A 13,167-nucleotide genomic window follows, 5' to 3' on the forward strand; every position below is an offset into this window, starting at 1 on the left:
AAAAAGCTCTTTGATGTTCTTTTACCACAGAATGTTACTATTTTGGAGATGTCTAAAGCATAAGCAGCTTGACGATGTTTTTCTACCAAGTGAGGCGGGAAAATAACTCGTGTCTGTGTGCATATATGGGTAAAAGTAGCGAAGCTGCTATGAGCCGCTACGCAACGGCTGAAAACTTTACTCAAAGAAAGTTTCATCAACATTTTTCCAGTTTTACTCAAAAAATGAGATTTTGGCAGACTGGATATGCACTTGAAGCTGTACCATTTAAACCCCACTGAATTTTGTAGCCTGAAGGCTCTATGGCTATGTTGCCAAAGGCTGTACCAAATAGCCTAAAGTCGAATGGGCACTCTTCTCGCCTCTAAGCATAGCAGTTTCAAAAGTTTAAGATAGATACAAGAGAGTTACTTGAAAACTCTTCAGGAGCCATGATTGCCAGTTGGTCAATGACTCGACTGCGATGTTCAATGGCATGACGAATACACAGAGAGTACTCCTCATATTGGATTGAATCTATATCTTGATGAGGGTAGATGAGCTTGAGAAGACCGGCCGCTGTTTTCTTGATAGCAGTTTGATTGCGGCTAGTTAGACCTTCTATTTTGGCATATTTTTCAATACTTATAGAATAATTAGTGCGTCGCAGGCGGTTAAATATTTCAGCTAGGTAATCAGTAATAAAGCCGTATCCCTGAGCATAATTTTCAGTACGAATTTTAGGCATTTCCCAACCAGGTAGGAAAGCATGAATTCGATCTAGGAAAGCAGTGTCTTGTAAGTCAACTGGTAGCACAGAAAAAAAATGTTTATAGCTAACTATAGGTTTTTTATTTTTTATATCTGTATCGATATTGCCACCAAGGACTATGCTAGCTTGAGCATTATATTCATCACTTCCACGAGAGAAACGCCCGGTTTGCATATAGTCTTTAAGTACTGAGATTGTACTCGCGGCATTGGAAAACTCTGTGTGGGCTATCTCATCGAAAAAGACAACATCTTTCTGCCCTAAAACTCCTACCTTACGAGTGTTTTGGTTAAAAAATAAAGTTGCAGGTGTAGCGCGACTGCCAGAAAGAACAAATGAGTGGCTGGATGTATTGCGATATGTGTAAGTTTTACCTGTCTCACGCGGCCCCAGTTCAATCAAGTTGTAATTAGCCTCTACAAATGGCACAAGGCGTAATAACATTAAATATTTTTCTCGTTCATTAAATCGTTCCGGCTCAAAGCCGATAGAGGTAATTATTAAATCAATCCATTCATTTGTTGTAAATAATCTTCTTTTTTCAATATAATCATCCAGATCCAAGCGAGTTACTTGGAAAGGTGTGAATTGCTTAATATAAAAGGGATACTTTTTACGACCTAATTCGTAGGTAGAATCGTACTCAAGAACTGCTGTTCCCCAAGCTCCGCAAGTGAGTAAAACATCACTAAATTTATGGAGAATACTAGGGCTAACACGGACATAGCTTTCACCAATTGCAGGGACTTCAGCCCAATAATGGTCACGAGTCGCATCGAGACGAACTTGGAACTGACCGAGGATTGTATATTCTCCCTTCTCTTTAATTCTGCTTTTGATAAGTTCTTTGCCCTCAGAGCCAACGTAATGCTCATTCAGAAGTCTGTCAATTTTGTGTTGTCCTATACTAGGATCGGCAGGGTCAACATACCTAGCACAGAGGTATTCCATGACATAACGAGGGAATTCTTTGTAGGCATCGTTCCAGCGGGTCAGGGGCTTAAGAACGACACGATCGCTTAAGTGAGCAAGAACTTTTTCGTCTAATGACTTTCTAGCATTCATGGAGGCAAAAGTCTAGCATTCATGGAGATAACAGTAGCTTTAATCATTAAAATCTAATCCAGCTAGTGGATCTGAAAACTCAACTTTATCGTGACGAGCAGAGATTTGCAGAGATATACGGTTTATAGCATGACGAGTTCCTTCGGTATCTAAAAGTTCAATCGTCAAAATTTGCTGACCAAGATGACCTAAGAAAGTAAGAGTCACAGGAGTATGAGTACCTGCAACCAGTTCTTGCTGTAAAAACTGTGGTTGGTTATCATCAATGCGCCAATTAATTAAAAAGGATCTGCGTTGTGTGCCACTATTAAGAATGGAGAAAACTAATTTAATTTCTTCATCCTCGCTCAAGAGCAACTGACTTGGTAAATCTAGTAATTCGAGTTTACGAATTTGTTTAGTTATGGGTTTGAGGATTGCTCCTGGCACAACCATTTCATCTAAAGAGATGCCGCCATGAGTAAAACGCTCCATTTTATGGCTATCAGGGCGATTAAACCATTGCCGTCCCACTGCAACTTGATAGGTATACTCTGAAAGACCGTAGCTAACGCTCTTTCCGTGGATAGCCTGATCTGTTTTCAGGTAGCGATAGCGAACATCATGGCTGTTAATCTCGGTGATTTTGATTTGATCCTGCAAATCGAGTTCGATAAATCCGTGGTCACTCGAAAGGACAACAATATCTTGGGGATTAATGCGAGATTTTAAATCTGGTAGTATGGATTCCACTAAAGTTTTTTGAATAAAATCATTGAGCAGGGCAAGGTCATCACGCCAGTTGTGAATCCAATCATCACTGACGTTATAAATAAGAATGTTGTATTTTTTAGCATCTTCTTCGCCAAGTCCTAATTTCAGCTGACCTGCGACGGTTTCAGAACGGACAATAATTTGGAGTTCTTGGTCGCGGTGATCTTGAGGAATCTTGAACTTTTTAGCTGCAAGAAAATTGTGATTTTTGATAGGTATACCTGAAGCATTTTTCCACTGTTCGGGAGTTGTGCCTGCAATTAAAGCAATACGAGCGATATCAGTGATAGATGGCAGAGAAGTCAGATAAAGTTTTTCTTCAATCTGAAACTGGTCTTCTAGAATAGGACGGATAACTAGATCCCAAGCATCTAGCCTCATACCGTCAAATATTAAAAACCAAACACGAGTGTTATTAGGAATCGAAGATGGCAGAGCATCTGAGAGAAATTGCGTTGAATGGCGGGGATGATGACAAAATTTAGACCAGTTAGAACCTGTTACTAAATCAGCCAAATTTTCATCTAGGTGATTTAGGAAATCTCGCCACTGCGATCGCAAATTCTGGAGCTGCTTAATGATGTTCTCCAACAATTGTCCTGGAAGTTGCTTCAACTTAATAACGCCACGGATAGCACGGGAGATTTCTAATTCCTGAGTGTGGATTTTCTCAGTGCGATACCACTCAAGTAGGTGAGAAATGTCATTGAAGACAGGACATGGTTGAGATAGATGACTATTCACCTTCCGACTCACTGCTAAGACTTGTTGTAGGGTTTGAGCTATATAGCAGTAGTTGCCGATTAGGGAACGAGGAGTGTAAACAACTGGGTCGAATTCCTCTAGGGGTTTGCTTTCCTCAATTGCAATACAAACTGCTGCCACCCAAATTCCTGAGATGTCAGTTCGACTGGCAATTTCTTGCTTTGTAGCGGTAAACTGCCGAACTAGATCGCTGAGTTTTTCAAGTGTTAAAAGTTGCTCGGCTCTGGTAAATAAAGTTGTCCAGGTGGTTTTATCTTCTTGAAGCAGCGTCAGAGCCGATTCGATGATGGACAAGCAGGCGATCGACAAACGGGGTAGCCAGAGTAGGCGATCGACCGCTTGAGGTGTGAGCATTACTGTTGCTGCATGGTAGGCGTAGACAAAGCAGATCAGGTCAGATGGTGGAAATTCCAGAAACTCAGATGGTATAGGGAAATCGCCAATTAGTTCAACCAATGAGGGGTTGAGGTCATTGCTTGGCGTGGTCAAAATGATTTGCAGATACCAAGTTAGGAGACTGGCTGGGCTTTGGCTGGGGATGTTGCATAGTAGCTCTAAAGTCAGTTCTGGTTGACCGATATGCAACAAGAGCAATTTAAGATCATGGCTATTGAGGACAGATTTGTTAGTAATGTGGTGAAAAAGTTTTGCCGCATTAGCTAATGCCCCTAAGTGTGGTGCAGCTAGGTTGTCTTGGGTAGCTAAGTCAGATGGCCAAGCTTTGTAGGGTGTCAGTTCTGCAAGAATGCTTTCTAGACGCAGGTCAAGAATGCCATCGTGACGATTGAGTAAGTCTGCCAAATATGTCAAGTCGAGAAGTGGGCTGACTTTGCCGATTGGTGGACGTATCCAAATGATTACGGGTTGGGTTTTGTCCAAATGGTTGAGTCTGGCGCGAAAGCGAAAATCATCTCCTCGGTAGGAAAGGATTTGCCAGGACTTACCCCGATTATCAACTAGATGGTCTGCTAGTTCCAATAAGGTATAAGGATCTAGCCAAAGAACCAACTTAGCAGCTTTGGGTAACTTTGTTAGCCACTCAAGGGTATAGTCATCGAGCTTACTGGGGATACTCATGCAACATCCTCCGTTGCTTGTTCTGTAATAGGCTCCAGGTTGCGATAGCCAACACCACCCCAGCTGGGTCGTTGCCCAATTGCAACTTGGAGGTATGAGTCAACCTGTGCATATGCTGTCAGTTTGGCTTCATAGAGCTTTTGCAGCGCTTCCCGTCGCTGGTCGAGAGTAGCAGTATTCGTAGGAATTGGGTTGTGTCGGCTGGGATCGTATGGTTCGCTATTAACCAGAACTTGTAGAACACGGGCGCATGGGTTATCCGTTCCGCCATATTTGGTAATGTAAACTTCAACACCAACACCAACATAGCGAACGCGGTACTTGCCATCTTGTACAGAAGCTAAACCTTTTGATAGAGTACGCTGCACAGATTGAGCCTGTTGTTGCAAGTCTTCAAGGTCTAAACGGAGAGAACGATCAACTTCCTCACTGTTAGCATCTTGCCCTATGGCCAGCACTGAAGTATCCCCATTACGCTGGCACACTTTGCCAATCTGGCGAACTGCCTGTGCTTTTTTGTCCGACAGTTCACCCAGGTTAACTTGAGCGTAAATCAATGAACCACGATAGAAAAAGCGATTTCGATAGCAAAAATTGAGCCAATTAAATAGTGTCTCAGAAGTCGGCTGTTGGCGCTTAGATCCTAAAGTAAATAGAACAATTTCTCGGAATAGCTCTGTATCTAAGTCTTCTAAAATGGGATTTAGAGTTTCATCACTCATCCAGTTCCGTGGGATAAAGATAGCTTCTGCGATATTTATATAATCTTGAGCTTCAGAAAGTGTGCGCCAAAAAGCTGATTCTCCTGGTGGATAAGCGTAGAAATTACCAAGGAACTGTAGAAAATCTTTAGCATGAAGAGGTTCACGGATTTGATTAAAAATATCTCTAATTATCTTTGAAGCTTCTCCTGGTTGGTACTGACGTTTACCTTCAATAGATAAACCAAATTTCTTTTCCTTATTAGAAGCAGTTTGACAAAAAAGAGGGCTAACATTTAAGTATAAATATATGGTTTTGGCATCATACTTACACAGGTCAATATCTTGTTCTAAGTCCGACAAGGTAACAGGACTAGCTTTAAGTTTAGCAACTAATAAATTTATTAAATTTTGTTCCGGTAATTCGTAAAATCTTCCTGGAACTCCGTACAAGTTGCTGCGCCCAATTTTCTTGAATAGATTTGGGTGAAAACTTAAGGTCATTGTAACTGTAGGTTGAGTAACTGCATAGGATTGACTCAAATCAGTATAGATATCTTCAGCATCTACAGGTAAAGACTGTTTACTCAGATAGTCAAGCAAAACTTCACGAAAGTGACCGTATTCCATAGTCCCCCACTCTCGTAGTCCATAAATACCACTACCAGAACGGATAATTTCTGGATGCCTATCAACCAAGCTCTGTGCAGCCCTTTCGATATTATCTGCTTTCCAGTCAGGCTTAAGCTGTTTGAGTAGTTGACCTATTTCCGAAAAGTGAAGGGCTTTCCCTGCCTCAGATATAACATAGTAGGCATAATCTGCTAAATCCCATTGAATAGCACTGAATATGCCCGGAAGCTGCTCATTGCAACAGGTATTAATTAAAGTATCTGCTACTTGCTCAGAATTAAGAATATCTTCAGGTAAAAGAGGTAGTATAATTTGGTGAAGTTGAGAGCGATCGCTAAATCTTTGTTCTGTCCAAAACTCTGTAAGCTGATCTTCTAGATTTTCAAAAATTTGGTTAGTAAATGGAGCTATATAGAAGAATTGCTTTTCCAAAATCTGAATACTATGTATTTCAGGAATAAAGTCCATAACCCATAAAATAAATGATGGTAAATGAATCTCACCAGCAGGATATATCTGAGCTATATCTTCACACCACTCTTGAAGATTATTGATGCAACCAGCAGAATGTAGAGCTTCAATTGATACCCGCCTAAATTGTAATAAAATACTTTTTTTATTGATATCATTCAACTTATTTTTTGCTTTACCTTCAATCTGCCGCACTCTTTCCCGGCTTAATCCTATTACTCTTCCGATATCTGCAAGGTTTCTCCGTTTTCCATTTTGTAAACCTAACTGTTGCTTTAAGACAATTTTTTCTTGGTCATTCAAGTCATCAAACCAGTCATCTATCTCTTCTGCAATGGTAATAAAACTTTTAGATGGGATTCTGCCAAAAATAATAGCCTGACAAGTAATTTCACGTGCATCTGAGGCAATTGATGACAAAATTTCACGTGCAGACAATTCTTTTAGAATATTTGGTGTCCACTGATATTTTGTCAAGACTTGAATGAGTGTAACTTTAGGGAGACTAGTAAGCCAGTTAACATAGTCGAGAGAAGCATCACGCAATAATTGGAAAGGAGTTATTAAAACTCTAATTTCTCCATATTCATGTGGATATTGTACTATTATATCTCCTGCTTCAAAAGCATCAATCAAGTGGGCAACTGTAGAATATTTGCTGATAAATTGATGTAGGTGGGGAGATATAGATAAGCAAATTGTAGGTATTTGTAATAAACAAAGTTTTAACCATTCTGGCTGGAGAGAAAGCTCTTGAGTTGCTCTAGAATATGGTGTTGGTTGAAATATAGCTAGTACTGACTTTACATTATCCAGTGATGTTTGTCCAAAACCGTCGATAGTCAATAAATATTCGTCAGAATAGCTTTGTAGTTCTGCAACAGTATTGATTCTAGCTCTCTTCAGTGAATGGAAAACTCGTTTAGATAAATTTAGTATTTCAATAGGAAAATCAAACGCGGTATTATTGACGTTGTTAGTCTCTTTCGGCTTTTCAACTGTCATTACTGGATTAGCACAATCCAGTGAAATATCTACAACAGGGTAAGCCTCCTGTTCTATAGCTAATGTTAATTCTGTCAGATTTTGTTCAGTAGACTGATCACCAAGTTCTTCTGAAGTTTTTTCCTGGGTCTCCACTAGCACCCAACGGGGAGAAACATGAGCAACTTCTTGGGAATCTCGTAAACTTTGAAGGACAAATAATAGTTCAGCAAAAATACTACTTCTGCTACGCCCCTGATAGTGGGGTAGAGCCAGAAGGTGGTCTAAAATTTCAAATGGAGTGAAGCCTTGGGGCGATCGCCCTAAAATCTGTACAATTAGCTCGTAACTCACATTCTGCACCTTAAAATGTTACATCTAGGATTTGGGGAGGCTGGAAGGGGACTGAAGACCTGAATTTCGATATTTGGTGAACAGTCAAACTGAAGACTGGGAACACTATTAAATGTATTTTAGGTTATAAAAATTACTCTATACTAGAGAAAAATTACTCAAACTACTTATTTTTTTAATGGAGGGTGCAGAATGCGGGCTAGAATCGATAGACACAATTCTAGCTGTTCTCTTTTCCAAAAGAATTCCTAATTGTTGACCAGATCACAGATTACTCAAGGTTAATTCGCACAGTCTTACCTGGATTTACCTGTTCTACTTCTTCAAAATTTGCCTCTAGAAGTAATTCCACTGCCTGTACAACTTCTCTTAGTTGCTGGCGCTCTATGGTGGGATAAGTTTCTCTTATTTGTCCCAGTACATTACTTGTGGCAGAGACAACATTCGCTTGCTGTAAGAGGGATTGGAGGATTTGCGTTACCTCATCTGTTAGCAACCCAACGAGATCCTCGGCATTACCTGACTCCAGAACTTGCAGCAGGTTCCTTAGATATTCAGTCTCGGCATTTCTGAGCAGGCGTTTAACCGTTTCGCTTTTCAACCGAGCAAACTGCTCTATCATTGCCCGGTTTAAATTCTGTTGCCAAGCTGTAACCTGATCCGTGGGGACTGATTGCCGTAATTCCAACCGACAATGCCCACATAATGGATCATGTACTAAACCCTGCTGCAACTCCAAATCGATCACTGAACAGACCTGTAGCTGGTTTAGCAAAGCCTGCTGTAGCTGTCGGTGATTGAGAGCAATGGGTAAACCAAGTTCACTAATCCTATTTAACCGTTCCAAAGTTTTCAACTTTTCTTGTGCCCCAGCTAAGTCAGTGCGTAAAGTTTCCACCGCTTGGTAATGCTCACGGTGATGGATGCGGTACTGGTTGATATACTCATTTTTGATCTGTTCAAGCTGCGATCGCAAACTCTCCTGAAAACTGGACGACTCTAGCAGTTGCTCCAAATTAAACTGCACCAGCACTTCATCCAGGCTTTGACGTAAAGGATCTGCATCCAATGGGAGTGAATCCTTCAGTTGTCGCAGATAAGCCCGATCAGCCCCCAAATCTGTACTCAGATGGGATAAATTTTCCAGAGCCACAAAATCCCCGATTACCTTTACCAGCTGTTCCTCACTCCCAAATTGAGACTGGGCAGTTTCAAAGAAGTTATCTAAATCTGAAGTTTGAGTTAGTAACTGCAAAGGTGAAAGTTGTTCAGATACTGACGCTGGCAGGGTAGAACCCAACGTTCTAGCCAAGCTTCTGAGACTATTATCTACAAGTGCTACTCGCTGCCCCCATGTTTGACAACCACGTTTTAGCCGCTCATACTGCTCTAACTTTTGTTGTGAGTCTGTTGTCGTTGTCAAGGTGTCATCCAGGATGCGGGCAAAAGGAACAACTTGATTCCAGTCAACCCCAACAGACTCTTGCAGAACGCGAATTTCCCGGTCAAATTTGTTGCTCCACTTTACCTGCCGGATTATATCTGTTGTCAAACGCCCTTTAGGTGGAGCCATACCATTTTCCAGTTTTATGGTGTTATCATGGCTCAACTCTAGCTCCACTCGTGGGTTGCCGTGATGTACGAAACACAGCAGGTAGAGAGATAGTAAATCCCTTGTCAATCCATAAGGCGAACCAACTAGTAGCTTCTCCAACTGAATTCTTGTTACCCGACCTTGATGCTGATTTAGCTGCTGACGCAGAATCTCAAAAACCTGACAATTTTGAGGATTAAACGTCGCCGAATTTTGAGCAGGCGTTAATCCCAGTCCAACTCCATAGTTTTCGACAGCATTTCGGTTAGCAACCGATGGATTAGAGATTAACAATCCTTCAAATACTTTACGCACATCTGCAAGTTCCAAGCTTTTCCCGCTCTTAAACTCTGAAGCATTAATTAATGCCTGAGTGTAAGCGTCTGCCAGTAGTTTTTGAGCTATAGACTCAATCGCCTGCTCCGCAGTAGCTTGACGAAAAATGTCACTTAGCTTCATGCCCAAAGAGCGCCGTGTAAAAACTTTTCCTTTCCGATAAGCATCAACTTGAGTTTTCTGGAGTTCTGGAACGATTTCCCGCCGTTTCTCCTTAAGAAACTCCCGCATTTTTTCCCCGTCTGCTGTTGCATCATTGCGGTATCTTTCTTCTAGGGCATCAACTGTTAGCCAATCTCGAATTAATTCCTTAGCTGATTGAGTCAGCACAGCGGGAGCCACAACAGCAATTCGGTCATCTAAAATTTCTGAAGAATCAATTTCACCGGGATAGGTCAAGATAATAATTCGCGCATGGTTATCTAAATCTAGTTGACTACCATAAGCGCTACTGTTCCACTGATCTGTCAGTACAACTTCCTGTTTGTACTCCACCCGATTATAGATAACACGCTTTGAGGCTGTAGTGTTTAAACTGAATTTATTTAATAAGTTGTCCTTGCCAAAAGTTTTATTTGGTGAAGCTAGAATAATTTCTCGCCAGGTTGTTAAAAGTTTGCCCTCATCATTTGTGGTTCTCCCCTTAGCACTTCTAAACTTATAGACTGGATTATTGGATCTATCACTTTCTACTGAGACAAAACGGGCTTGTCTCTCACCTACTACTTGTTTTTGTGATTGGTACTCAATTTGATTCAATTCTTTTAATTGTAGTAACACCGAATCAATTGTGTCCTCGCTCATAAGCACATCAGATTGAGTTAGCGTTGCCTCTACGATGTCTGATACTTTTAGCCAATGTTCTATTCCAGAATCCAGGTAGGCAATATGTTCTAAAAACAAAGTTCCCAGGATGTTATCTGCAACGAGACGCTCCGAAGCCTCTATTTCCTCCATTTCTGTTAGATTATCTTTGGCTTCCTGATATGCTTTGTAGCTGTCTTCGTAGAGCGTGTCTTTAAATCCATCAGTCAGACTACTACTTTTTAATAAATCGCTAGCGATAATCAGTCGATTTTGCTGTAGTAGCTCTCCCCGTTTCAAAATGTCATACAGCACACCGATGCCAAATCTTGCTGAAGGTAAGTTCTCCCGTGTAACCCGACGGATAATATCAAAGGCACGCGGCTGAAACGGAAAACGGTCTATAAATTGCTCATAATTAATATTATTTAACCTGAGAAACTTAAAGTTATTGCGATAAAAGTCATAATATTGATTAATTTCTGGTTCTCGGTTAGGTTGTATGTCTCGGATTCTCCGAGAAGCAATTGTGTAGTAATCAGTTTGGTTTCTATCGGCTAATAGACTTAGCTCCTTAAAGCGATCACCTTTCAACTTGGTAGGAGCAGCCTTCTGAGAAGCCACAATCACCCAAATGTTTGCCCCTTCATCTCTAGGCAAGACATGACCAATTGTTTCTAGGGTTTCTTCATCAGCTGCCCTTTGTTCATCAGTTTTTTCCCGGTCTTGCCAGAAAGCAAACTCATCCATTACTATCAGCATCCCTGTATACCCGGCTTCTTGAATCTGCCGATAAATATGTCTGACTCTTTCTTTTGTGCTGATAGCAATTTCAGGCTGAATTCCATTACTCTGACAGTAACGTAATATCTGTTCGGCAGCAGCGCTGTCCCCCTCTTCTGAACGCAACTCAGCGAACGTAACGCTAGCTTCTGCCTTAACAAACCTCTCGATATCGGAACGCAATCCCTCCTTACAGTTTTGATACCATTCCAACAAATCATCATCTGTTGTCACTCTCAGAGGAGGTAAGTGATGATGTTGCTGGCGTTGCAATTCCCATGATTGGGCTGTTTCACGGGCAATAATGTCAAAGAGACTGCGCTCTAGAAGACCTGTTTTTCCTCCTTCTCCTCGCAGAGAAAATACAACTGTTAGTAGTCGCTTGGGTTGTATTTGAAACCGCTCATTTTGGATTTCAAGATCGCTGACAGCATCCCAAATTTTCTGTTCAACAGCATTGCACTGTTCCCCTAATAAGGAGGCTAAGGTACCAAGAAAGTGTGTTTTACCAGCCCCATACTCTGCCTGAATCCAAAATGCTTGACCGCGAAGAGCCACTACCTCTGCAAAAATTTGGTTAAAGTAAGCTCGAATGGAGTCTGTAAAGATATAGGTTTCGACTGTTTCTACTGGCTTACGTAGCGCTTCAATCAACGAAAGGGTAGTTTCGGGTCGTTTAGCTTTAGGAATAATGAGTTCCCGTAATGGGGCTAGTTCAGTGGTCAAGATATATACTCCCTTTTAATGTGTATGGCTTAAAGATTAATTAGGGGACTTTCAACTCGTCCCACTTCTGGGAAAGGCTTCCTGAGTGTTTCAACATCCACCCTCGCACAGTTGGGTAATGCCTCTAATGATTCCAAACTGGGAACTGATGGCAACATAATCATCGCAGCAGTGCCATCTCTGAGGTAGTATTCGTAGAGAGGTGACAGTCCTATTTGGTAGCGAACCAACAGCATGGGCTTGGTCAGCACTAAAAATTGGGGTATCCCTACACTACGGATTTGTTCCAGCTGTTCTTTGAGTTTCTCTGTTAATCTTAATACAGCTTCCCGATTAGGTAGAGGCTCTGCAAGTTCGCTAAGATTGAGGATTTGCAAGCGGTTGGCAGGCTGTTTACCATGTTTCAGAGAAGCACGAAGCAAGTTCAAAACTTTGTCTTCTGGTTCATGGATAAAGAATAGATGACGACCAGCACGGACACTACTAGCTAGGCTCTCAGCAACAGCTTCAAAGTCCTGTAGATTCACGGCAACCTCTTGTGATTCAAAATTTCGTCAGCGCTGTATGCCGTAGTGACTTGCTCCAGCTGATCGGCACGTACATACTTGACGATGATTCTCTGAGCTTCTAAGCAACGCAACAACTTGACTACATCACTGGGTTCGCGCAGTCCCAAGTAGCGCCAAAATACATGATTGAGAATGTCTTTGACGGCGATTGTTGTGGATTGAGGTGCAAACAACACATGGAGCAACACCCCAAAAGCACGTTCTATGTCCGCTTGTTCCCGCACATACATTATCTGTTGCGATCGCGTGACTAATCCAGTTGCTTGCAGTGCTGCACTCAACCTCTGTCTGAGTTTCGGTTTAACTTCTCCGTAGGTTTGTTGAAGAAAAGAGTCAGCCAAATCCCTAAACTCCAGATGATCTCCAGGTTCGCGGTTCAGAACGTTAAGTTTGGCGAAGTCCGCAATCACTGGCTCACTCATCAAAAACTGATACCGCATCAAATGCTGCAACAGCTTTTCATCTTTGTAGCTACGCCACGTCAGCCGCGTCGGTTGGTTAAGAGTTTTTTCAGAGAAAAATCGTTTTACAATTGTTCCTGCACCTCGCCTCCTTGTTTCTTCTGAAGTTTGAGGCAACTTTTCTATTAATTGACCATAAAAAGGCTCAAAATCGCTTACTTTACAACTGAGCTTAATGGCAAAAATACTGTCCTGCCACATATGATCCTGAAAAAATTTAGCCATGCTGAGTTGTACCCTTAAAAGGGCGAGGTTCTACTTGTTACCCAATTACTACTTCCCGTTGAAAAAATCCAAAAGTTCGGGTTTATACCTTGATTATTCCAAAACTATCTTACGC

At 41.5% G+C, this 13,167-nt stretch carries 7 protein-coding genes; all 7 read right to left on the reverse strand.

All coding sequences use genetic code 11. The annotated features are described in order from the left end of the window. Positions 1–197 (reverse strand): hypothetical protein (locus ABF638_RS17275; protein ID WP_435024121.1); only part of this gene is annotated, 197 nt, incomplete at its 3' end. Between the two features lie 182 nt (positions 198–379). Then, entirely contained in the window at positions 380–1,816 is a 1,437-nt protein-coding gene (gene brxL, locus ABF638_RS17280) for a BREX system Lon protease-like protein BrxL (RefSeq protein WP_435024122.1), read from the reverse strand. A gap of 39 nt (positions 1,817–1,855) precedes the next feature. Next, entirely contained in the window at positions 1,856–4,411 is a 2,556-nt protein-coding gene (locus tag ABF638_RS17285; RefSeq protein ID WP_435024124.1) for a PglZ domain-containing protein, read from the reverse strand. After that, positions 4,408–7,554 (reverse strand): DNA-directed RNA polymerase subunit alpha C-terminal domain-containing protein, encoded by a 3,147-nt coding sequence (locus ABF638_RS17290; RefSeq protein ID WP_435024125.1) that lies wholly within the window; start codon positions 7,552–7,554, stop codon positions 4,408–4,410. Before ABF638_RS17290 ends, ABF638_RS17285 begins: the two co-directional genes overlap by 4 nt. Positions 7,555–7,825: 271 nt before the next feature. After that, positions 7,826–11,797 (reverse strand): hypothetical protein, encoded by a 3,972-nt coding sequence (locus tag ABF638_RS17295; protein WP_435024126.1) that lies wholly within the window; start codon positions 11,795–11,797, stop codon positions 7,826–7,828. A 29-nt stretch (positions 11,798–11,826) separates the two neighbouring features. Then, a complete protein-coding gene (locus ABF638_RS17300) occupies positions 11,827–12,324 on the reverse strand; it encodes a hypothetical protein (RefSeq protein WP_435024127.1) in 498 nt (165 codons plus the stop codon). Beyond that, complete coding sequence (locus ABF638_RS17305; RefSeq protein WP_435024128.1) at positions 12,321–13,052, reverse strand: hypothetical protein; 732 nt, start codon at positions 13,050–13,052, stop codon at positions 12,321–12,323. The genes ABF638_RS17300 and ABF638_RS17305 overlap by 4 nt, the downstream gene beginning before the upstream one ends. Positions 13,053–13,167 lie beyond the last annotated feature (115 nt).

Origin of the sequence: Nostoc sp. CALU 1950, from assembly GCF_051172895.1 — a bacterium.
Lineage (GTDB): Bacteria > Cyanobacteriota > Cyanobacteriia > Cyanobacteriales > Nostocaceae > Nostoc > Nostoc edaphicum_A.

Coding starts and splice junctions, on each gene's coding strand:
- brxL (WP_435024122.1), bottom strand. CDS start 1,816: ATGAATGCTAGAAAGTCATTAGACGAAAAAGTTCTTGCTCACTTAAGC.
- ABF638_RS17305 (WP_435024128.1), bottom strand. CDS start 13,052: ATGGCTAAATTTTTTCAGGATCATATGTGGCAGGACAGTATTTTTGCC.
- ABF638_RS17285 (WP_435024124.1), bottom strand. CDS start 4,411: ATGAGTATCCCCAGTAAGCTCGATGACTATACCCTTGAGTGGCTAACA.